Below are 22,868 nucleotides of genomic sequence, written 5' to 3'. Positions count from 1 at the left end.
TTATTGACACACCATTTGTTGTGACCATTTGTAATTTGGTAGCTACAAACCCATGTGTTTGCCATGATATTGCAACCATGTTGTGGTGTTGGTAATGTGTTGTGACAACATCTGGGAGCCACGAAGCACCTGCTTCGTGATTGCACGAGAACTCGTGCAATATTCTACATGACAGTATCTATTCTTCATCGAATTGAAGCAACAACGGAAGCAGGAGCTCAATGTCATTAAGTTAAGCTTTAATTATATTGCATCTCTTTGATTCGTAAGTGTTTTTGGACGTTTTCTGTTATCAAATTTTCTAGTGTCTCGCTCATTTTTTCTATTCGGTCGTATAGGAATTGTGTGTTTTTTTAATAGTTCTTTAATCTGAAATATCGTTTTGGACATTTCTTGTTCTGTAAAGAATATCTCAATGATTCTATTCTTCAAGATTCCATAGGATACATTATTGTTTACTTTGTAATTGTATTTTTTAGTCCCTTTCTGTTCTTTTAATTCATCATTAATCTCTTCGATTAATAAGGTTTGGATATTGCTAACAAAAATGGTGGAATAAAAATCTTGTAATATCACTTGTTCTGAGTTCCCTGAAAAGTTTCCAACCTTCAGTTTATTCTTCAATTCATTATAAAAAATCTCCACATTCCATCTCTTGAAATACAGGTCTTTAAATATGTTATTTCTATACTCATCTTTATCAAGAAGAGAACTTATAAGAATTTCAACAGTGCCATTTGGCAACACAACTTTATTCATGCGTACAATGATAGTTTCATCACCAGTGTAACCTTTTTCTTTTAAACATGTTATACTTGGAGATAATTCAATCAACTTTGTTTTATCCGTACTATTCAAAAACTCTTTTGTTTCTTTATTAAAGTTCGTTTGAACTCGAAAAAGAAAGTCAATATCCCTTTTCTTATGTTGATACATCATATCAAAAGAAGGATAGCCTCTGTCATATAAAATAAGATCACCAGGAGTTGCATGCTTTATATGATCAATCGCTAAATCTCGTTCTGTTCTAGAAAGTGGCTGAAGTGTTGAATCAATAACAAATCCATTTAATACATCATATAATAAAGAAACTCTTCCCTGAATAATAGGTTCTTTTGTATGTGGTTGATTAGATCCAAAGACTTCCATTAACTCTTTGGTATTGGGTAGAGTTAGAAGCGATCCATCTACTGCAAGGACTCTAAACTTATGCCATTTCTTATAAGTATTATCAGTATAAAATTCATCAGTAAGTTTCTTTGATAAAACATCAAACACCTTGTAATCAATCTTTTTTCTGCTTTGAACAAATGCACTCTTGGTAAAATGATCATCTGTTTTAAGTTTTTTGTCTTTGTTAAATACACCAATGATATTATCAATTTCAATAGATAGTGTCTTGGTAATTCTATTCATTAAAAAGAGAAGTATTTTCGGGAATTTTAATTTTCTATTTCTTGTAAAATCTTTGTCGTTCATTCTATATTGATTCTGTAATTCATTCGAATATATATATTGCATTATCTTTTTCAATATGAACTCAGGTGTTTTTTTTACCATGTCTATGTTGTTGATTATGAATACAATATACGAAATATTTATCATAATAACAAGCCAAGCCATTGATAATCAACACATTACTTAACTTAATGACATTGAGCAGGAGCTTCCTATCTCCCAGGTGTTGCAGCATCGATTGTTGATACACGATTATTGATATGGTGATAAAGGTATCCACGAGGGAATGCCCCTACGTGGGGTTGATGTATAAATTTGTGGAGGATATGGATTGCGTGGTAGAGATATTTGGAATTGATGGGGTAGGGATGAAAAAATGCCCCTAGACAAGAGCATCCTTGCGTAGGGGCGATATAATAGACTTGTCAGATAATATTTACCAATCTTCCAACCTTCCGTATTCTATTTTCTTCTTATAGAATATCGATTTCCGTAGTTTTTTTAATGCATATTGGAAATGGTGCTTTATGGTTGTTTTCTTTCCCCCATATTTTGCAGCAAATAGTTGTTGGTGCATCTCTTCTATGGTACTATTTTTCTGTTTTTTTGCCAAGAGTATAATGGATACTTCCTTTTTTGGCAGGCGATACATCCAATAGTATAGTTGCATTAAATATCTTTTATAGTTAGAATCGTTTTCTTTCAGCAGGAGTTTAAATGCTCTTTTTTCTGAGATAAGGTACTTTCTTCTTCTCTCTTGGATATATTGAACTATTTTTCGTATTGCTCTGATAATATATTTGAATGCAAAGAGTAATACGACCACTCCTAGAATATACCATTTATAGTGAACGATGGCTTGAATAATGCGTCTTTTGAGAGGTATTTTTGGCTCTTGTACCTTCATCGTTGCCTGTTGTTGCGCAAGGCTATCTGCCATGGATGCTACAATGCCTAGTTGGTCATTGGGTTGGATGGTGATAGGTGATTGTGTACTCTTTCTCTCTTTATAGACTCCTAGATATGGGTTGAAGTATTTGATTTCTGCTCCGGGCATGGTGTATTTCCCATCTTCTGTAAATAGATAGGAGAACTTCTGTACTCTTTTGCTTATAACAATTCCACTCTCTTTGTTGATATTCTGTTGGGTGGTATTGCTCGTATTATATATTCGGGCAAAGTCCACTGGCTTCATCTCTATGGAAGGGATGAAGTTCGGAATGGTGCCATAAGCAGTGGTGGTAATCTCTCTCTCTAATACATCTCCTGTTTTTAGGGACGAGAATGGTTTGCTCCAACGATCGCTTATATAGACTCTTGTACTAACCAATTTGCTGTCCTCAGAGGGCTGTGTTTTGGTTGTAAAGTGAATGGTAGGGGTGTTCAACACTACTTTGGTCTCTTTGTACGCATTTCCCATCGGGATATAAGCGGTTACAGGAACAGCAGGTATTACGTTCTTTCCTGTTTTGTAAGGATATACCAGATAGAAAAAGGAGAGGACAGAGTATGAGTGTCTGTTCAAGACCTCTTTGCTTGCAATTGTTTGGGTGAAAGGGACAATAAAAGCGTCCTTTATTTTCAAACTTTGAAGCTCTAGGCCTTGGGTAAACCATCGAGGCGAATAGACTTTGATGGTTAATTTAATAGGCTGCTGTGTATACACCAACGATCTGTCGATGGAAGCTTTCGCAAAAGGCTTTTGTGCGATCACTACAGTAGTGTATGCAATGCAAACAAGGATTATGAATAGTTTCTTTACCATATCTCACCTCCTGTCTTTACTTGAGGGTAATATTTTTTCTTTTGTAGAATAAACTTCTTACGAAGAAATTCGCTTGGGTCGCTATTGGTCTTTTCCATGATTAGAGAAGATGCTTGTACTTGGTTCTTTATTTGATCCTTCTTTTTCTTCTCTTGTGGCCAATCGACCTCTTTGTATTTGTGCTTGTCGCCGTACACTTTATCATGACTGTTATCAGTGGTGTCGCGTTTGGCATTATAGTCGTTGTCGGATAGTTTTTTCTCTTTCTCAGAGAGCTCCTCTATCTTTTTGAACTGTTGGACACTTCTTTTCTGATCCTCTTTTTGCTCTTTTAGTAGCTTTGGTTTGGTGTCGATGATCTTTTGTATGATGTCTAACTGTTTGTCTGCTTGTTTTAGATTAGGATCTTTTTCTATGGCTAGCTGTATTGATTTTTGTGCCAAGAGGTATTCCCCTTTTTGAGCATATATCATTCCTAAGTTATATTTTGCCTGTGCAGTGGTGTCCATGGCATAATAGATGGCCGCATTATCTAGGTCGCCCTTTTTATAGTATGCATAGGCTTTGTGAGATACATCGCTATAGAGTTGTGAGGCTTTCTCATAGTCTTTCGCCTCAAAGGCTTTGTATGCACGATAGTCGTCGGTATACCACCATTTTGCACTTGGTCCATTGGTGTCACAAGAGGTTAACCAAGGGAGTAGGAGAAAACACCATCCTATCACCCATCCTTTGCGGAACCAAAGCAGTCCAAGAAGGAGACAAGGGATTAAGAACCATGGTCCTACATCTTTCCAATCATCGGATTGGTTTTTAGAGTCGCTTTGTATCACCCTATGTTGCTGAATGATGTTGGCAATATACTGTGTGTCTGTATCATCTAATGTAATCGGTACTACCCATATTCTTTCGTTTGATTGAAGAGACGAGAACACGGAGGCATCTGGTCGTGATTCAATCGTTTTGCCCTTATAACGTAGTCCTCTTTTGATATTTTGGGGTGACGGAACCACTCCCCCTTGTTGGGTACTTACTTGCCATACGACGATATAGTTCTTGGTTGTATTGACAAAGTTTTGTAGTATGGCAGCCTGCGATGGGTTGATCTCATCGGTTAAAAGTAGGAGTGTCGATGGGGCCTCTATGGTTTTAAATAGTGTGTCGATACGCTCTATCATAAACGAATAGTTCAGTCCTGCTACTGGCATAATACGCGGTTTAATGGTCGTCATGTATGGCACCATAATTTCACTATCTTGACTTGGAGGGAAGATGGTATGTGCCGTTCCAGCAAAGGCGAGAAGTCCAATTTTGGTTCCTAGCTCTTGTTTGAATAGGTCGCGTATTTTAAGTTTCGATCTTTCTAGCCTGTTTGGTGGCACATCGGTTGTCATCATGCTTTGAGACAAATCTAGTGCAATCATCACCTCCGATTTATTAGTGACCTTTGGTAATTTTTTCTTTTTAAAGGTTGGCCCAGCAATACCTAATATTGCCAATGTGAATATTGTAAAGAAAATGATGGATGGCCATGTAATCTTTTTGCTTTTTGTATTTGTGATCAAGAATAGACGATATTCAGGACGCAACAACTTCTGCCACTTGGCATCTCTATTTCTAATAATCACATAGTATACCAGAGAGAGAAAAAGCGGAATGAAGAACCACAAAAGCACTGGCCTTAGAAAGTGGAACTGATCTAGATATTTTATTAAATCTGTATTATTCATTTTTCGAAGCTTTAAATCTTGATAATATCGCCAAATAGAGAATTAAGATGAATGCACACAATAAAGAGACACCAAGAGGGTAGAAGTATAGTAACACTTCTGGTCTTATCTCTGTACTTTCATATTTAATCGGCTCCAGATCATTTAGCGTTTGGTATGCTTTTTTGAGCTCCTTGCTATCCATCGCTCTAAAATATTTAGCGTCAGTAGATTCTGATATATAGGTTAGCATTTTCTCATCGATCTTGTCTTTGCCTTTAGGATCTCCAATTCCCAATGTGTATATTTTAATGCTGTCGTCCTTGGCCAGAGTAGAGGCATCTAGAGGGTTGGTTCCGATTCCACTGTCGACGCCATCGGTGAGCAGTAGCATCACTTTCTGTTTGATAGTATCGTTTTTAAATACCTTCATTCCATAGGATATCGCATCCCCGATATTGGTCATCTGTCCAGCCATTCCCACCTCTGCGTCATTCAGTAGCCATTGTACCGAATTAAGGTCGGAGGTTAGAGGTGCTTGCAGATAGGGGTGAGATGCAAAAAGAATCAATCCCACACGGTCACTCTTACGACCATCAATAAATTGACTCATAATCTTCTGAACCGCATGCCATCTTGTTATTCTTTGGTTGTCGAGAATCCAATCTTTGTTGTTCATACTGAAAGAGAGGTCGGCAGTAATCAAAAAACTACGCGCTGTTTTGATCTTCTTTTCAGGTTTACCAACAAATTTTGGCCCAGCCGCTGCCAGTACAATAAGCACATAGGTCAAGAAGCTAAGTAGCCATTGAAGAATGTTTTTCTTTGTAATCCATGCCTTTTTGCTCGGTTTAATATGAGATACTTCCGTCATTCGTTGAAATGCTGGATGTACTATTGCTTTCGACCTTAGACGATAAGGGGGAAGCAGAATGAAAACCACTGGTACTAAAAGGATGAATAACAATGCCCAGGGATGTGTCCATTCAAAATTCATGTTTTCGAATCCAAAATATTGCATATTGATGATATTTTGTAAGAAGATGCTCATTAATGTTATTGTCTGGTTGATAAATTGCTTTTAACGCAGGCTCTATAAAATCGGTTTCTAGAGGATAGGGCGGCGTATGAGAGAGCAGATACTTGCACCACTGTTTCCCCGATATCTGTTTTACTTGAGGATCTCTACTTGCTGTGTAGGCTGTGCGCCGAAGAATCCTGTTGATCTCTCTTAATTGTTCTACAGTATCTCCATGAACCTCCCTCATGAGAAGGAGTGCTTCTTTGCGATATCTGTTTTTTTGAACTCTTCGTATTGAGCCTATAATAATTAGGATAATCAATACGACTGCGACTCCAGCAAGAACTTTCCATCCAGTAGTATCAAATGAGAATTCGACCGCATCAGGAGCCAACAGTTGATCGAAGTTATTGATTGTATCTTTCATTTAATATCTCCTTTAGTTGTAGTTTCAGTTCTTTGTCTGTTTGAAAACAGAGAAATGGAATATTGTATGCTTCACATTTATCTTCGATATCTTTTTTGAGTGTAATATATTGCTCTTTATAGGATTGCTGGTCCTCTGTATTTACCTTCCAATCGATTTGATAGTGTGCATCAGAGAATGGTATTTTCTCTAAAGGAAGCTCGTAATCTAAAGGATCTTCGATGTGAGATAGAATTACACTGTTGCTTCGAGATATCATTACCAAATGGTTGAGGCTTTCTTGACTCAGTAGTGTAGCATCGGTGATGACATTGATGATATAATCGTGATGTGCTACCTTCATTACATTGCTCAGGGCTTGTTCCATATCCACTTGTTGTTTGTTTTGGATAGGATGGGTCGTTGCATTGTTACAGCTCTTGACTCCATAGTCCATTATCGCTTGAAAATGTCCTCTACTACGTGATGGCTTTAGTATCTGAATATTTTGGTCGTCAAATAGTATTGCCCCATATCTATCTCCAATTTTAAGAGCTCTGAATCCATGGATTGCTGCAATCTTCAGGACAATATGGCTCTTCAGCAGGTGTTTACTTCCAAAGAGTGTATTCTTGCTTAAATCGATGATAGATAGTTGAGGGCGTTCTTTCTCTTCGCTAAATACTTTGGTGTGGGTTACACGTGTTCTTGCTGTGACCTTCCAGTCTATATTTCTTATATCGTCACCTAATATATATTTTCTTACTTCAGAAAAATCGAGTCCTCTCCCTTTTAATGAGGAGCGGTGTTTCCCTGATAGCAAGCCAGAGACCCGTCTCTGTTTAAAGAACTCAGGTCCTACTGCCACTGTTTCGAGTCGCATTAATGATTCTAGGGTTATTTCTGGAGTCTCTTTCATAGATTATGAGATAGGAACTGCATTTAATAATTCTGTGACAATATCATCCGCTTGTAACTTATCTACATTCGTTTGATAGGTAAGTGCGATACGATGTCTCAGTACTCTATGAGCAACCAATCGTATATCGTCGATAGTTACATAGTCTCTGTCTTGCATATAAGCGTAACATCTTGCGGTTTTGTCTAATGCAATTGTTCCCCTAGGACTGGCCCCAAATGTGATGTATTTCCCGAGAGAGTCGCTATATTTCTCTGGGTGTCTACTGGCATCAATAAGTCGGATAATATATTGATTGACCTCTTCAGAGACGTGAATATTACTAACCTGTTTTCTTGCATCGAAGACAAATTGTTTGTCTATTTTAGAGATCTCTTTTTTCTCTGTGACCTCTTCGCCTCTTACCATCTTAAGCATAAGCTCTTCTTGTTCGGGAGTAAGGTAGTCGAGATTGATTTTCATCATAAATCGGTCTAGTTGTGCCTCAGGAAGTGGATAAGTACCCTCTTGTTCCACTGGGTTTTGAGTCGCAATCACCATAAATAGTGGATCCATGAGATAGGTTTTACCAGCAACAGTCACTTGATGTTCCTCCATGGCCTCTAGTAGTGCTGATTGAACTTTTGCTGGAGCTCTGTTGATCTCATCGGCCAAAACAAGATTACAAAAGATAGGACCTTGTTTAAAATCAAACGTTGTTTCACTCTCCGGATTGTAGATTTCTGTTCCAGTTATATCTGATGGAAGAAGGTCTGGAGTGAATTGCACACGATTCATTTGAATCTCCATTACTTTACTAAGTGCTTTTACAGCTCTAGTTTTTGCTAATCCAGGAAGACCTTCTAGAAGAATGTTTCCTTCAGCTATGAGTCCTATGATAAGGGATTCTACCAACTCTTCTTGGCCAATAATAGTATTCTTGATCCCTTCTTGTAACTGTTTGATTGTATCCTTCATGAATTTTATCTTTTCTAGTGTTATTTCTGTCTTTATTAACATGTATGGATTTAATATTGTTTTATTCAAATAGGGAAAAGATACTTTTATGTTTATTAAGACATAACTGATTATTGGATAGGTGTTTGTGGTGGAGTTTGTTTGAGTGTTCGTTGTTTTTGGTATTTATAATCTGGCTTTTTGGATAATTACATCCCTCTTTGTGGATGATGTTGGTATCTGTACGAGTAGATAAATTCCTATATTTCGGTGTCCGTTGTATGAGATGATTTACTCATTTCGTTCTGCAAATATTCAGATACAATGTACGGGATCTATAAAACGAAATATTAAGATAATGATGAAAAACACAATTGGCAAGATTGCTGTTTCTTCTGCAGCAATATTATCATTTGGCTCATGTCAAACAAAGAAGGAGAGTAGTAAGAAATCGGAGACAAAACCGAATGTCGTAGTAATATGTCTCGATGACCTTGGTTATGGAGATGTGAGTGCTTATGGTGGTACTACTCTTAAAACACCAAATATTGATAAATTGGCAAATAATGGGGCTCTTTTTACAGATGGTTATGCGACCTCTGCAACTTGTACTCCTAGCCGCTATGGCCTATTGACAGGACGTTATCCTTGGAGAAATAAAGACGCAAAGATTCTTCCAGGAACAGCTCCTTTGTTGATTGATCCAGCGATGATGACCATGCCAAAGATGTTCCGTAAGGCGGGTTACCAAACTGCACTTGTAGGGAAATGGCATTTAGGTCTAGGTACTGGAGTGGTTGATTGGAATAAGCGTGTTAGTCCTGGGCCAAATGAAGTAGGTTTTGATGATGCATTTTATATGGCTGCAACTGCCGATCGTGTTCCGACCGTTTATCTTAAAGATGGGGTTGTTGAGGGATTAGACCCGAAAGATCCTATTTATGTTAGTTATGCAAAGAATTATGATGGCGAGCCTACTGGCCTTAGTAATCCAGAGATGATGACGATGAAGTGGCATCATGGACACAATGGTACTATTGTGAATGGTGTCCCTCGTATCGGATTTATGAAGGGTGGTAAAGCTGCTCGTTGGAATGATGAGACGATGACCAATGTTTTCTTGAAAAGAGCACAAGATTATGTAAAAAATCATAAAGATAAGCCATTCTTTCTTTATTATGCACTAGAGCAACCTCATGTTCCTCGTGTACCAAACCCTAAGTTTGTTGGAAAATCAGGATTAGGACCTCGTGGGGATGTGGTTCTAGAAGCGGACTGGGCAATTGGTGAGTTTGTGAAGACACTAGAAAAAGAGGGCATTCTTGAAAATACTATAATTGTTGTAACAAGTGATAATGGTCCTGTTTTGAATGATGGTTACTATGATGATGCTGTAGAGAAGCTAGGAGATCACAAACCATGGGGACCATTAAGAGGCGGGAAATATAGCCTATATGAAGCAGGTGCACGTGTTCCTTTTATCACATACTGGAAAGGACATATCCAACCTACAGTATCCGATGCAATTGTTTGTCAAGTCGATCTAATGACCTCTTTCGCAAAATTAGTTGGAAGTAAGATTGAAGGACCTGATAGCGAAAACATCTTGAATGCTTTCTTAGGTAAAACAGAAAATGGACGTGAAACACTGATCACTGAAGCAACAAGCCGTACACTTCTACGCAAAGGAGATTGGATTCTTATCCCTCCATATAAAGGAGAAGCAGTGAACAAATTTGTGAATATCGAGGTTGGAAATGATAACGAGTATCAACTTTTTAATGTAAAAGAGGATATCGGAGAACAAAACAATCTTGCAAAGAGTAATCCAGAGAAGTTAGCCGAGATGAAAAAGACATTCTTAGAGCTAAGAGGTAAGGATTATTTGAAAAATGTGGAAAAACTTGAGTTAAAATAAGTAGTACCGAAACTTACTTGTCAGTTTAAAAAAAGTCTAGCACTGCTAGGCTTTTTTTATGTCTAGTGAAAAGATCTCCCTATTTGGATGGTTTTCCTCTAGATGTTTGGTTTGGATTTCAATACCAACTTAGGCACACTTTAGGTGTGTATCTACATAATTTGAGTATGAATATTTATTATAAGGGTTATTTTCAATGATGGGTATAAGCATCATTAATGGGTGGATAACTATAGTCGTAATAATTATTGTATTCATAGCATCACTAAATAACTTCGTGTTAAATATTAATTTATTGGTGTCTATTTCTTAGTGTAAGAATATTTCTTTATGTGTGCTTTTTGAAATAGAGCGGCTGTATGCATTTATAGAATTATTTTCGAGGATTTCTTTTTGAATTTTGGTTTCTCCCTTGGTGTTATTTTGATCACCTTCATAATGGGCATCCTATATGCATTGTTTTGGTAATTATTATGATCAGGGTGTAGATATAGGCCCAATGTGATTAATTCAAGGGGGAAATATGTCAATTTTATATGTATCAATATCTTATCACCATTCTAATTAACAAAGTCTTTTTAAGTCACGATGTGGTAAATTCGATTTTCTTAGGCGTTGTGTCAATATATTAAGACAACAGGATTTTATCAGCAAAACGAAGACCTTCATGATATCTTTTAGGATGGGAAATGAGACGGTTTTTAAGTCAATGATTTTGGATAGTTTATGTTTGTAAACCTCTCAGATTCTGTTTTATAACATTTAAGTATCGCTTTGTTACCAATGAATGTCATTAATTGTGGCTATTGGTATTGTTATATTTGATTAATGTCCAGAACAAGAGTTTTGGATGAGAATATGAAGATTTTAAATGTTCTGTTCGTTATTGTTTCAGTGAGTAGCATGGTAATTTGACTCAACACGTTATTGTTTTAACAGTGCTGTCGTCTGGTTGTCTCTATAATCTCTTCTGTGATCCATTCGAATGCCCAATGATAGTATTTGCTAAGTGACTTAAATGGGTTGCTTAAAATAGGTGTGAATCGGTAATCTATGTAAAATATTCTATGTAAATGCTTCTTTTTGCTAAAGACAATAGTCTATAAGAGGTAAATTAAACAGTTGTTAGTATTGCTTACTAAACAAAATAAGGTGACCTTGCAGGGTCACCTTACAAAAATCAAATATGAAAATCTATGTAAAACAATCAATAGTTATTTTGTCTCACTATCTATATGACGTGTTTTACAATAAATTGTTACACCAAAATGGCATAAATATTTCTCTGTTGATCAAATTTAACTAAAAAAACCCCATTCGTATCATTTTTCGGTTATTTATAGGGGTAATATGTTATTTTGTTGATATTAGTATTTAATAAATATCAAATTAATAGGATTTTCTTTGTCTTATTAAACCTTATTAGTACTCATAATATTAGTGCTAGATGTGTTTTTTTAATAGTTTTTCTCAGAAATGTTGTATTTATGTAAAAAGAGTATGAATTAGTTGTTATCTCTAACATTATTGATTGTCATTTGTTTTTAAAATAAAAGCCTATTATAAACATTTGATTTTCTGAATATGGTTACACCAACGGTTACTTCTTCTTTATTAAGTGATGAGACATGTTTATTAAATAATGAGACATGTGATTTGCAAATTGATTGTATCGATTATACGCTTCAGTTCGATATTTATTCAAGAGGCGTTGCAATAGTGGGAGTGAAGAATCATCACAATAAACCTTTAGAAATTTATCTTCCTGATCAAGTAAATTCTATGGATGTTGTAGAGATTATCCCAACTTGTTTTATGAATCGTACAGATATTTTAAAGATCACTCATTGGCCAAGGTATTTAAGAGTAATTGGAGAGAGAGCATTTAAGGGCTGTACGCTACTAAGTTCGTGTTTGATCATCCCTAATTATGTGGCGGAAATTGGAGATCAGGCTTTCTCAGATTGTATTCATTTGGAGGTGGTAGAACTTCCATTTCTTCTAAAAAAGATCTCTACAGACTCTTTTAGTGGATGTGAGAGGCTGAGGATGTTAGTCTATAACTCATATCATGCTGTTGAGGTTCTATATCGAGGTAAAAGTATTAATGGTCGTTTTGAGTTACCTCTTGAAGTATCAATAAGGACCTTACTTTATGTTCCTTATAATATTTTTACTCATGTTAAAAGAGCTTCGTCAGATCTTTATTTTCGGGATATCATCGCGATATGTGGAAGATAGATTGTACGAAGAAAAGGATAAGTTTTCATTGAAACCTTATCCTTTTTTTAAACTTTTTAGTCTAACTCAGACTCTAGCTCTTTGTTGTCATTGTCTTTAATATACCGGATTTTATATCCAATCATTGCGACAAATATCGACATTAGTGGGCTAATGATATTAAAGAAACAGTAGGGTAGATATGTTAATGTAGCCACTCCAAGTACTTTGGCTTGTGCCGCTCCGCATGTGTTCCAAGGAATAAGTACTGAGGTAACAGTACCTGAATCTTCTAATGCTCTACTTAATACTTCTGGAGCAATCTTCTTGTCTTTATACGTTTTGTTGAACATTCTACCTGCCACAACAATAGCCAAATATTGGTCTGATGCAGTAAAGTTAAAGAATATTCCTGTCCCCACAGTGGAAGCTACTAGTGATGTGGTACTATTAGCGAAACGTATAATAGATTGTGTAATACGCTGAAGAAATTTCCCCCCTTCCATCACACCAGCAAATACCATTGCTGATATAATTAGCCATACGGTGGATAACATTCCTCCCATTCCCGAAGTGTTTAGAAGGTCGCTCACCATGGGATTATCTGTCTTGATAGAAACATCCCCGAGCATCGCTTGCATGACCCCTTTATAGGAAGACAGAAGATAGTCATTGGATACGCCTGAGATCCCATTTATAATATGTGGTTGATAGATAATTGCAGCAATCCCTCCTAATAGTGTTCCAATAAGAAGTGCTGGAAGTGCAGGCATTTTCAATACAATAATTGCCAAAAGACATATTGGAACAAGAAAAAGCACAGGTGTGATTGTAAATGTCGACTCAATAGCACTTTTTACTGAAGTAACATCTGCTGTTCCATGTACATCAATGGTGAAACCCAATATTAAGAAGATGATAAGAGTGATCACAATCGATGGGACTGTGGTATAAACCATATAGCGGATATGGGTAAATAGGTCAGTCCCTGCCATTGCTGGCGCAAGGTTCGTTGTGTCGGATAGTGGAGACATCTTATCACCGAAATAGGCTCCACTGATGATGGCTCCTGCAGTTACAGCATCTGAAAACCCAAGTGCTTGACCTATCCCTAAGAGTGCCACTCCAATGGTTGCAATTGTAGACCACGAACTACCTGTGGCGATTGATACAATTGCAGATACGACAACTGACGATATAAGAAAAAACTTAGGATTGATAACATCTAAACCATAATAGATCATGGCTGGTACCACACCACTAATCATCCAAGTTCCCGCAAGAGATCCAATTAGGAAAAGGATTAACATCGATGGCATTGCAGAATGAAGGGTTTTCAATATATTGTGTTGGATGTATTCCCATTTCTGTCCATTAAAGATGGCAATTAATCCTGCAATTCCTCCCGTTAAAAGTAGTGCAATTTGATTCGATCCAGCTATCGTATCATCAAAAATATTCACATTTATTGCTAAAAGTGTCAATAAAAATACAATTGGTATGAGTGCCTGTAGCAACGAAGGCTCTCTCACGTCTTTTCTTGTAAAACCCACAATTAAAATTACTTAAATTATAAACTGTCGCAAATAAACTACTTTTTTAGCTATAAATCTACGATTTGTAATTATTTGTTGTGTTTTTTGGATGAATTGTTTTTTTTGACCCTTTTTATAATAAAATAAGTATCGATCTATTAGTGGATGATTATCCCTCCTTTATGGATGAATTTCCAATCGTGATAGAGTATTATAACTGTGTTGTCGATTGATATATAGGGGTTTTTCCTGTTTTCTGTCTTTTATTCTCTTTTTTTGTGGTTAAATAATTTGTAATGAATAATTATGCTTTTAAAATCATAGGTATCTCACCCGTTTGCTTTTTCACGAATAGATATATATCTATACTCTAAATTATATAGAATCAGAGTAAAAGGCAATAAATGATTTAAATTTTTGCAATGATGGGATCGCTGTTTGATTAAGAGAGAGAGAGTTCAAGATTTTTCTCGTCAACGATCTTTCTCATATTTATCAAGGCATATCTCATTCTTCCTAAGGCAGTATTGATGCTTACATTTGTCTGCTCAGCAATCTCCTTAAAGCTTAGTCCGTAATAGTGTCTAAGACGAATGATCTCTTTTTGATCTTCAGGAAGAAGGTTCATGATTTCTCCCACTTCGTGTATTACACGATCGTTGATAATTTGAGTTTCGATATTTGTGTCTGAAAACTGGGTATTATTAAAAAGATCTACTTCACAATTATCATTGGATACGACATTAAGATGCTTCTCTTTTCTGAAGTGATCAATGATAAGATTATGTGCAATTCTTATGACCCAAGAAATAAATTTCCCGTTGTCTTTATATTTCCCATTTTTTAAAGAATGTATAACTTTGATAAAAGTATCTTGGAGAATATCTTCTGCCAAAGACTGTGATTTCACTACCATCACAATGTAGGTAAAAATGCGATTCTTGTGACGTGTAATAAGAACGTCTAATGCATAATTGTCGCCTTCTAAGTACTTCTTTACTAAGCACTGATCTGAGATTAGATTGTTTTGATTCATCAATATAGTTTGAGTTGGTTATAAAGGTAGAATCGAATCGATAGGCGATTGTTTTTAGTGAATAATGAATACTTATAATAGCTTATTTTTTGTAAATATATGTATTTTAACTTATTCGACAAAATAATTTGAATGTTAATCAACAATATTATTTATGATGAATCGTTTATTAATATTCAGAAGGGGAGTGATGAGGTTATTTGCATTACCTCTGCACTATAAGGATGTTGAAAAATAATCTTCTCTGCATGAAGGCAAAGTCGTTGTTTACTTACCTCCCCATAAAGATCGTCTCCTACAATAGGAGCATTTAATCCTAATTTATGTGCACAGTGAACACGCAGTTGGTGGGTTCTTCCAGTGATAGGGTAGAGGGCTATCTTTGTCTGTCCCTTGTTATAAGATATCTTCTCCCATTTCGTATGTGCCTCTTTTCCGTATTGTTGACAGACCATTTGCAGAGGTCTATTATCTAGATCAACGCGAAGTGGCAAGTGTATCTCTCCCTTCTCTTGTTTCAACTCACCTTTGATAAGAGCTATATATCGTTTTTGTATCTTCTTTTGAAGAAAGAGTTTTTGGACTCTTTTGTAGGTCTCCATATCTTTGGCCATAATCAATAGACCGGAGGTAGACATATCTAATCGATGAACAAGAAGAGGTCCTGTAAATTCAGGATTACGTTTGTGTATTATAGAGTATACAGAGTTTTCTATCTCCTTGCCTGGAACCGAGAGTAGTCCGGAAGGTTTGTTTACTATCAGGATATAGTCGTCTTCGTACATGGTCTCTAGCTGATAGCTTTGTTTTGCAATGGTCTCTACTTGATTTTTTTCGACTCTTAGCCCTTGGGTCATATACGAAAGAATGGGATAGCATTTGCTTTTACAAGCAGGATAGAATTGTTGATGTTTTCTCAGTTCATCTTGATGATTTGGATCCCACCAAAACTCTCCCATGGCTAAAGGAATAAGGTTGTGTTGAAAAGCGTATTGTAACAACTTAGGAGCAGCACAATCTCCTGCTCCTGCTGGAGGCAACTCTTCGTTATATTCATAAAAAACCTCCATCATACATTTCGATACTCCCTCACCATTAAGAAGTTGATATTTCTGAAAGATCTTATTTTGTAGTTGTCGAGAGCTCTGTTTTCTTATCTTTTTAAGCGCTTCAAGGAGATTGGTATACTGTTCTAATTCTCGGATCAACTCTTTTTCGGAATTTCCTCTCTCTCTCTTTTGATCTTTATACCAGCGTTTCATCTGCTGACTCTGTCTTTGTAGTTCGGCCTCTATAGACTTTTGGTTCTCCAAAGAAAGTTTATAGGAATCTTCCCTCTGTTTGGCTCTTTTTGTTTTTTCCTCCGTTTTTCTCTTTTGGGCATCTATAATAAAACGTTCGTTCTGTTCCTTCATCGTCTTTAACAAACGCTTCTTTTTTAGATATACACGGCTGTTGTCTATATCCTTAATCAATTGATTTACTCTTGTAATAAAGGCTTCTTCTTTTTTAAAGAATCCATCTTTCTGTTCGAGTGAGACTATAGATGGTACAATACGAATATATTTTTCGATATTGGGATTGATTCCTGAGATGGCAATCAAATAGCCAGTACGACCTTTCGAGTCTTTTACTATTAAGACTCCAAACATCTTTTGATTTACTGCAATGGCAAACTCTTCTATATTTTGATAGTTCATGAGTGCCTCTTGCAAGAGGGCTGCTATCTTCTTTATCTCTACATGTGGTGAATAGTAGAAAGGATATGTAAAAGGAAGGTTTGGCTCAATGGTTGTGTCGTGTAATTCGTAAAAAGAGGATGTATTGGCAGACATATCGATAAAAACGTAATGGTTGTATGAGTTGCAAAGATAGGATGATTCTGTAAAAACAAACAATGAAGTCGCGCTTATTGATTCGTTCCTGTAATGGATATTTTGATCTTCATTTTTTGTTGAAAGAGATGCAGTTTTATGGGGTTAAATGTAGAATGAGACTAAGAAAGTATCTAAATTATTATACCTGACTCTTATTCTAATAGAACTGTTTCGAAGATAAAATATTGTGTTATATGTTGTGTATTAGTATTTTGTGTGTTGGGATGTGTTGTGTTCGCATGGTGTATAATGATCATTTTTTTGTTACTGAAGTGAATAAAGGAACTATATTTTTTAAAAATATATCTTTTTTTACATTCTACCTCCTTATATTTGTGACTCGAAAAAAAAACATTGCAATATTGCTCTTATGTCATACAAAATATTAACACCAGAAGAGGCAGCATCATACATTAACCATGATGATACTGTTGCATTCAGTGGATTTACTCCAGCTGGATCACCAAAAGAAATTCCTACTGCAATCGCAAATCGTGCAGAAGAGTTTCATGCAAAAGGAGAACCATTTAAAATTGGTATCATTACTGGAGCATCAACAGGAGACTCTCTTGATGGCGCTTTAGCTCGTGCTAATGCAGTTAAATTCCGTACTCCTTATCAGTCAAACAAAGATCTACGTAAAGCGTTGAACAATGGTTCAGCAGAGTACTTTGATCTTCACTTGTCTGTTGTTGCACAAGAGATGCGTTATGGTTTCTTCGGAGATATCGATGTTGCAATCATTGAAGTTGCTGATATCAACGAAGATGGTGAGATCGTTCTTACTTCAGGTGTAGGTATTGCTCCTACAGCAATTCGTTTAGCTAAGAAGGTGATTATTGAGAAAAATAGCAATCACCCATCTAAGATCCGTGGTCTTCATGATATCTATGAGCCGTTAGACCCTCCTTACCGTAAAGAGATTCCTGTAGAGAACCCAGAGACTCGTGTAGGTTCTCCAGTGGTAAAAGTAGATCCATCAAAAATTATCGGTATTGTTGAGACAAACCGTAAAGATGAAGTAGGTGCTTTTGCTCCAGCGGATGAGGTGACTACTAAAATTGGTGAGAACGTAGCAAAATTCTTGGCTGGTGAATTGAAAAAAGGAACTATCCCTAAAGGATTTTTACCTATCCAATCAGGTGTAGGAAACATTGCAAATGCTGTATTAGGAGCTCTTGGTTCTAATCCAGACATTCCTCCTTTCAGAATGTATACTGAGGTGATCCAAGATTCAGTGATCGGATTGATTCGCAAAGGAGACATCACTTTTGCTAGTGGATGTTCTTTGACTGTAACTCCAGATGAGCTTGATGGTATTTATCGTGATTATGACTTCTTCAAGGATAAGCTTGTTCTTCGTCCTCAAGAGATCTCAAATAATCCTGAGGTTGTTCGTCAGCTTGGTTTGATCACTATCAACACAGCATTAGAAGCAGATATCTTCGGTAACGTGAACAGTACTCACGTACTAGGTACTACGATGATGAATGGTGTTGGAGGTTCAGGAGACTTTACTCGTAACAGTTTCTTGTCTATCTTCACTTGTCCTTCTGTAGCTAAAGGTGGTGCAATTAGTACTATTGTTCCTATGGTATCTCACCAAGATCACTCAGAGCACTCAGTGAAGGTGATTATTACAGAGCAAGGAATTGCAGATTTAAGAGGTAAGAGTCCACGCCAAAGAGCAGAGACTATTATCGAGAATTGTGTGAATCCAGCGTACAAAGAGATGTTGATAGACTATCTTAAGTTGAACGAGAAGACGGTTCATACTCCACAAACATTGGGTTCTGCTTTCAATATGCACCTAGAATTTGCAGATTCTAAAGATATGAGAAACACAAAGTGGTAAACACTAGATGTTTTGATAATCTATTATTATAAAGAGAGAGGGATGTGTAAACATCCCTCTTTTTATTGGACCTCTGTGTGATAAGTCTCTAATCCTTTCCCAACAAAGTGTCATTTTTTTTAGCTAATAGTTTAGAAAAGATTCTAGACTTCCTATCTTCTTCGTCCCTATAACTTAATTTGGAGTTATCTTCTACCCATATTACAGGAGAGATTGTATACCCCATCTTACCCCATAATGAGTCATTGATACACCAAGCGATTTTCGATTTATCCTCCTTTGTTAGAGGAGAGATGTCGTTCGGATCTACTTGTGTAATTAGGTAAATCCGTTTGCTTTGGTTGTACAAAAGCGTCTCTTCATCATAGTTCTTAGGGATAAAGATTCTATCAATAAATCCTTTTAGAATGGCAGGATAACCACTCCACCACAAAGGGAAGATGAAGATCACCTCTTGCGCGTTCTCAATTCTATCTAAATAGTTATGGACATCTAAAGGGGGCTCTATGCCCATTTTAGAAATTTTCTCTTCAAACTCCAACCTTATTGGATAGAATGGCTCTTCATTAAGACGAATGATATCGACTGAATGAGTGTGGTCTACTAAGTTTTTACTTATTGAATTGGTTAATTCGTGTAGATAGCCTTCATTCTTATTATCTCCATATATAATTAACGTTTTTTGCATAGGTTCTGTTTTTAGGTGTGTTGACTTATGATAAAACAAAGAATATACGTAGATGTTCTTGTTTAGCGATCAAAATGTCTATCCGTCTTTGCTATTTTCTTTTTGTATTGAAAAAACAAAATGGTGAAAATAAGCGAAGTGATGGCTCCAATAATGGTAGATAACGTCATAGGAAGTCCAAGTCCCTCTTGTGCTACAAATATATAGGTTACAATCACATTTGTCATAAAGATTGCAGGTATAAGAGAAGTCCAATAGTTTCTTTTACGTTGCAATAGATATACGGTTGCAGCCCACAGGGTGATGGTTGCTAGTGTTTGATTTGCCCATCCGAAATATCTCCAAATAATGGCAAAATCGATCTGTGTCAAAAGAAAGCCAATAGCAAAGATAGGGATGGTAATTATCAGTCTTTTTGAGATACTCTTTTGAGAGTAGTGACAGGCATCTGCTACAGTTAGACGAGCCGATCGAAAGGCTGTGTCGCCTGATGTGATAGGAGCGGCTACAACCCCTAATATGGCCAATATGCCACCCACTTTGCCGAGCATGGTATTACACACCTCTTTTACAACCCAAGCTGCATTGTGATTTGGTAGAGACATCTGTTCTCCTAGCTCCTTAATCCCTCCAAAGAAAGACATTGCTGCTGCAGCCCATATAAGAGCCACAATTCCTTCTGTGATCATCGTTCCATAGAATATCTTACGTCCTAGTTTCTCGTTGGTCATACAACGCGCCATCATAGGCGATTGGGTTGCATGAAATCCCGATATGGCACCACAAGCGATGGTGATAAACAACATTGGAAAGATTGGTTTATGTTGGTAATGGATATTACGAAACATATCGGTTGTCAGCTCTGGTATATGGTAATCCATCGTGAAAAGATTCCAACCAATTCCTACTGCCATAATAAGAAGACAAAGTCCAAAAAGAGGATATACTTTTCCAATAAGTTTGTCTACCGGCACCAAAGTAGCTAAGAGGTAGTATCCAAAAATTATTGCGATAAGATAGGATACATTCATGGCTGTAAGGTCATGAAGAATGGTTGCAGGACCTTTGACAAAGACCACTCCAACTAAAATAAGTAAGACGACAGAAAAGATTCTCATGAATACTTTAATTCCGTTCCCTAGGTATATGCCGACAATCTCAGACAGGCTTTCCCCTCCATGTCTTACAGACATCATCCCAGACAAGAAGTCGTGTACTGCTCCAGCAAAGATACATCCAAAAACAATCCATAGGAAGGCGACAGACCCCCATAGTGCTCCTGCGATTGCACCAAATATAGGCCCTAGTCCTGCAATATTCAGAAACTGAATTAAAAATATTTTAGCTGGATGCATTGGAACAAAATCGACACCATCTTCTTTCTCTATGGCTGGTGTTTTTTTGTCTGGGTCTATCTCAAAGACCCTCTCCATGTATCGGCCATAGATAAAATAGCCTAATACAAGAAGTACGATTGAAATCGAAAAAGTAATCATAGTATTTAAGTTTAGTTCAATTTTCAATACCCTCGCGTGAGTAAGAGTATTCTTGGAGTTCTTGTACAGTAAATGTAACAGATTCTTTAATTATAATATTTTATATTTCGATTTTTTATTCCCGTTAAATGGGTATTTTTTAGCATATCTATACCCTTCTACTTTTAGTTCTATAAGTATGCTAAACCTCCTATTATTTTATTATACACTGGGGTATTGTCTCTCTGTATATTTTTCTCATGACATCTCTTTTGTTTTTCTAACTCTCTTCAAATTAATAGGAATTGTCTTTATGTTATGAGAGCTCATAAACCATTTGTACCACTCAATAACACTCTTTTTTTAAGGAGAGAATTGGTGAAAACAGTGTGGTTGTAATTTATTTTGAGTTGTTTAGTGTGATGTGTCATGCTTAGATAGTAACCCTTGTTTTAGGTGTAAAGGTTTAGCCTTTTAGATGACAGTAATAATTATGAAATGCCATATAAATTTGGGTATAACTTTTTAACTATTGGATATGATTAATCGAGGAGTCTTAATTGGGATAACCCTTATTGCATCTTTTCTTTTGAGCTCTTGTGGAAAAACAAAGAAGGAGCAACGTGTGGTAGAGAAGAGCACAGCAAGTGTATTTGAAACCTCCAAAGGGGGAAATGGAGAGATGAATAAAATTGACAATATCTCTTTTTATGATAAAAAACAACCTTATGAAAATGAGGTGACTGTTTTTGTAGATCCTTCTCTCGAGTATCAAGAAATACGTGGTATCGGTGGTGCTATCACCGATGCCTCAGCAGAGGTCTATGATCAGCTATCGAAAGAGACACAGAAACAGCTGATGGACGCTTATTATGGAGAAGGAGGGTTGAACTATACGATCATCAGAACCCCTATTCATAGTAGTGATTTTAGTTCTTCTAGCTTTACCTATTTGGCTGATGGGGATACTACATTGCAGTCTTTTTCCATCGATCACGACAGAAGATATCGTATCCCGATGATTAAAGAGGCTATTTCAAGATGTGAAGATACTCCAATAGTGTATGCTAGCCCTTGGTCGCCACCTGCATTTATGAAGACAAATAATGATATGTTGCATGGAGGTTCTTTGAAGCCTGAATATGCACAGATGTGGGTGGACTATTTTGTGAAGTTTATCGAATCCTACGAAGCAGAAGGAATTCCAATTTGGGGATTGACAGTACAAAATGAGCCGATGGCTATTCAGAGATGGGAGTCATGTATCTATACTGCATCGCAGGAGCGTGATTTTATAAAAAATCATTTAGGACCAACCCTACACGAGGCGGGCTATAAAGACAAGAAGTTGATTGTGTGGGATCACAATCGTGACCTTCTTTTTCAGCGTGGAAACACCATTCTTTCTGATCCAGAAGCTAGAAAATATGTTTGGGGTGTTGGGTTTCATTGGTACGAGATATGGGCAGGAGGTAAACCTATGTTCCAGAATGAGAGAGCTCTTAAAGAGGCATACAAAGACATTCACTTAGTGTTTACTGAAGGATGTAACGAAGGATTTGAGTTCGATCATATTCGTAGATGGTCTAATGCTGAGCGATATGGTGAGTCGATGATACAGGACTTTAATCATGGAACGACCATTTGGACGGATTGGAATATTTTGTTAAACGAATTTGGAGGTCCTAACCATGTGCATAATCTATGTTTCGCACCAGTACATGCGATGACGGAAAAAGATAGCCTTATTTTTACCCCTACCTACTATTATATTGGACATTTCTCAAAGTTTATCTCTAAAGGAACAAGAAGAGTGAGTTGTTCCGTAAGCCGAAGCACGCTACAAGCTACATCATTTAAAAATAGTGATGGAGAGATTGTGTTGGTGGTGATGAACAAAGAAGAAGACCCAATACGTTACAAGATACAGATTGGTGGTAAAGAGAGTATTGTTACTATTCCTGCACATGCGATGCAGACCATCATTTTTTAGATAGGTTCTTTGCTTGAGTATAGGGAGAGGAGGTGAACACTCAATGTCATTAAGTTA

16 protein-coding genes are annotated in these 22,868 nt (G+C 36.7%); 4 read left to right on the top strand and 12 right to left on the bottom strand.

Annotated elements, in window-relative coordinates; genetic code table 11:
• Positions 1 to 243: 243 nt before the first annotated feature.
• The 7 genes from K4L44_09490 to K4L44_09460 form a co-directional block, all read right to left on the bottom strand.
• Positions 244 to 1,521, bottom strand: a complete 1,278-nt coding sequence (locus tag K4L44_09490; GenBank protein QZE12821.1) for an IS4 family transposase — start codon at positions 1,519 to 1,521, stop codon at positions 244 to 246.
• 373 nt (positions 1,522 to 1,894) lie between these two features.
• The gene (locus K4L44_09485; protein ID QZE12820.1) at positions 1,895 to 3,223 is read right to left on the bottom strand and encodes a BatD family protein; all 1,329 of its coding nucleotides are present in this window, start codon (positions 3,221 to 3,223) and stop codon (positions 1,895 to 1,897) included.
• The gene (locus K4L44_09480) at positions 3,217 to 4,953 is read right to left on the bottom strand and encodes a VWA domain-containing protein (GenBank protein ID QZE12819.1); all 1,737 of its coding nucleotides are present in this window, start codon (positions 4,951 to 4,953) and stop codon (positions 3,217 to 3,219) included. Before K4L44_09480 ends, K4L44_09485 begins: the two co-directional genes overlap by 7 nt.
• Positions 4,946 to 5,953 carry a VWA domain-containing protein gene (locus K4L44_09475; GenBank protein ID QZE12818.1) on the bottom strand — a complete coding sequence of 336 codons (1,008 nt, stop codon included), beginning with the start codon at positions 5,951 to 5,953 and terminating at the stop codon, positions 4,946 to 4,948. The genes K4L44_09480 and K4L44_09475 overlap by 8 nt, the downstream gene beginning before the upstream one ends.
• Positions 5,919 to 6,380, bottom strand: a complete 462-nt coding sequence (locus K4L44_09470) for a DUF4381 domain-containing protein (protein QZE12817.1) — start codon at positions 6,378 to 6,380, stop codon at positions 5,919 to 5,921. Before K4L44_09470 ends, K4L44_09475 begins: the two co-directional genes overlap by 35 nt.
• Positions 6,361 to 7,278 (bottom strand): DUF58 domain-containing protein, encoded by a 918-nt coding sequence (locus K4L44_09465; GenBank protein ID QZE12816.1) that lies wholly within the window; start codon positions 7,276 to 7,278, stop codon positions 6,361 to 6,363. Before K4L44_09465 ends, K4L44_09470 begins: the two co-directional genes overlap by 20 nt.
• A gap of 3 nt (positions 7,279 to 7,281) precedes the next feature.
• Entirely contained in the window at positions 7,282 to 8,235 is a 954-nt protein-coding gene (locus tag K4L44_09460; protein QZE12815.1) for a MoxR family ATPase, read from the bottom strand.
• 337 nt (positions 8,236 to 8,572) lie between these two features.
• Here K4L44_09460 and K4L44_09455 point away from each other — a divergent pair, with 337 nt between their 5' ends.
• Positions 8,573 to 10,132, top strand: coding sequence for an arylsulfatase (locus tag K4L44_09455; GenBank protein QZE12814.1), 1,560 nt, complete (start codon positions 8,573 to 8,575; stop codon positions 10,130 to 10,132).
• Between the two features lie 1,584 nt (positions 10,133 to 11,716).
• The gene (locus tag K4L44_09450; GenBank protein ID QZE12813.1) at positions 11,717 to 12,373 is read left to right on the top strand and encodes a leucine-rich repeat domain-containing protein; all 657 of its coding nucleotides are present in this window, start codon (positions 11,717 to 11,719) and stop codon (positions 12,371 to 12,373) included.
• A 56-nt stretch (positions 12,374 to 12,429) separates the two neighbouring features.
• Here the strand turns inward: K4L44_09450 and nhaC are convergent, their stop codons facing one another.
• The 3 genes from nhaC to K4L44_09435 form a co-directional block, all read right to left on the bottom strand.
• Positions 12,430 to 13,905, bottom strand: coding sequence for a Na+/H+ antiporter NhaC (gene nhaC, locus K4L44_09445; GenBank protein QZE12812.1), 1,476 nt, complete (start codon positions 13,903 to 13,905; stop codon positions 12,430 to 12,432).
• Between the two features lie 424 nt (positions 13,906 to 14,329).
• Positions 14,330 to 14,923, bottom strand: a complete 594-nt coding sequence (locus K4L44_09440; protein QZE12811.1) for a sigma-70 family RNA polymerase sigma factor — start codon at positions 14,921 to 14,923, stop codon at positions 14,330 to 14,332.
• Between the two features lie 176 nt (positions 14,924 to 15,099).
• Positions 15,100 to 16,758, bottom strand: coding sequence for an RNA pseudouridine synthase (locus tag K4L44_09435; protein QZE12810.1), 1,659 nt, complete (start codon positions 16,756 to 16,758; stop codon positions 15,100 to 15,102).
• Between the two features lie 412 nt (positions 16,759 to 17,170).
• Between K4L44_09435 and K4L44_09430 the strand changes: the two genes are divergently transcribed.
• Positions 17,171 to 18,655: a succinate CoA transferase gene (locus K4L44_09430; protein QZE12809.1), complete on the top strand. Its 1,485-nt coding sequence runs from the start codon at positions 17,171 to 17,173 to the stop codon at positions 18,653 to 18,655.
• Positions 18,656 to 18,743: 88 nt separating this feature from the next.
• Here the strand turns inward: K4L44_09430 and K4L44_09425 are convergent, their stop codons facing one another.
• Together K4L44_09425 and K4L44_09420 are read right to left on the bottom strand one after the other, a co-directional pair.
• Positions 18,744 to 19,343, bottom strand: coding sequence for an NAD(P)H-dependent oxidoreductase (locus tag K4L44_09425; GenBank protein QZE12808.1), 600 nt, complete (start codon positions 19,341 to 19,343; stop codon positions 18,744 to 18,746).
• 62 nt (positions 19,344 to 19,405) lie between these two features.
• Entirely contained in the window at positions 19,406 to 20,839 is a 1,434-nt protein-coding gene (locus K4L44_09420; GenBank protein QZE12807.1) for a carbon starvation protein A, read from the bottom strand.
• Positions 20,840 to 21,356: 517 nt separating this feature from the next.
• Between K4L44_09420 and K4L44_09415 the strand changes: the two genes are divergently transcribed.
• Positions 21,357 to 22,811, top strand: a complete 1,455-nt coding sequence (locus K4L44_09415) for a glycosyl hydrolase (protein ID QZE12806.1) — start codon at positions 21,357 to 21,359, stop codon at positions 22,809 to 22,811.
• Positions 22,812 to 22,868 lie beyond the last annotated feature (57 nt).

The sequence above is a fragment of the Prolixibacteraceae bacterium genome (assembly GCA_019720755.1).
In the GTDB taxonomy this organism is placed as follows: Bacteria; Bacteroidota; Bacteroidia; order Bacteroidales; family Prolixibacteraceae; genus Halosquirtibacter; species Halosquirtibacter laminarini.
The sequence above is the reverse complement of the archived record's forward strand: the minus strand, read 5'-3'. Positions and strand labels throughout refer to the sequence as shown.

What these genes read in the sequence shown, in the direction of transcription:
- K4L44_09415 (QZE12806.1), top strand. Translation starts at nt 21,357, where the DNA reads ATGATTAATCGAGGAGTCTTAATTGGGATAACCCTTATTGCATCTTTT.
- K4L44_09460 (QZE12815.1), bottom strand. Translation starts at nt 8,235, where the DNA reads ATGAAGGATACAATCAAACAGTTACAAGAAGGGATCAAGAATACTATT.
- K4L44_09475 (QZE12818.1), bottom strand. Translation starts at nt 5,953, where the DNA reads ATGCAATATTTTGGATTCGAAAACATGAATTTTGAATGGACACATCCC.
- K4L44_09425 (QZE12808.1), bottom strand. Translation starts at nt 19,343, where the DNA reads ATGCAAAAAACGTTAATTATATATGGAGATAATAAGAATGAAGGCTAT.
- K4L44_09485 (QZE12820.1), bottom strand. Translation starts at nt 3,223, where the DNA reads ATGGTAAAGAAACTATTCATAATCCTTGTTTGCATTGCATACACTACT.
- K4L44_09490 (QZE12821.1), bottom strand. Translation starts at nt 1,521, where the DNA reads ATGCAATATATATATTCGAATGAATTACAGAATCAATATAGAATGAAC.
- K4L44_09455 (QZE12814.1), top strand. Translation starts at nt 8,573, where the DNA reads ATGATGAAAAACACAATTGGCAAGATTGCTGTTTCTTCTGCAGCAATA.
- K4L44_09465 (QZE12816.1), bottom strand. Translation starts at nt 7,278, where the DNA reads ATGAAAGAGACTCCAGAAATAACCCTAGAATCATTAATGCGACTCGAA.
- K4L44_09420 (QZE12807.1), bottom strand. Translation starts at nt 20,839, where the DNA reads ATGATTACTTTTTCGATTTCAATCGTACTTCTTGTATTAGGCTATTTT.
- K4L44_09440 (QZE12811.1), bottom strand. Translation starts at nt 14,923, where the DNA reads ATGAATCAAAACAATCTAATCTCAGATCAGTGCTTAGTAAAGAAGTAC.
- K4L44_09480 (QZE12819.1), bottom strand. Translation starts at nt 4,953, where the DNA reads ATGAATAATACAGATTTAATAAAATATCTAGATCAGTTCCACTTTCTA.
- K4L44_09450 (QZE12813.1), top strand. Translation starts at nt 11,717, where the DNA reads ATGGTTACACCAACGGTTACTTCTTCTTTATTAAGTGATGAGACATGT.
- K4L44_09470 (QZE12817.1), bottom strand. Translation starts at nt 6,380, where the DNA reads ATGAAAGATACAATCAATAACTTCGATCAACTGTTGGCTCCTGATGCG.
- K4L44_09435 (QZE12810.1), bottom strand. Translation starts at nt 16,758, where the DNA reads ATGTCTGCCAATACATCCTCTTTTTACGAATTACACGACACAACCATT.
- K4L44_09430 (QZE12809.1), top strand. Translation starts at nt 17,171, where the DNA reads ATGTCATACAAAATATTAACACCAGAAGAGGCAGCATCATACATTAAC.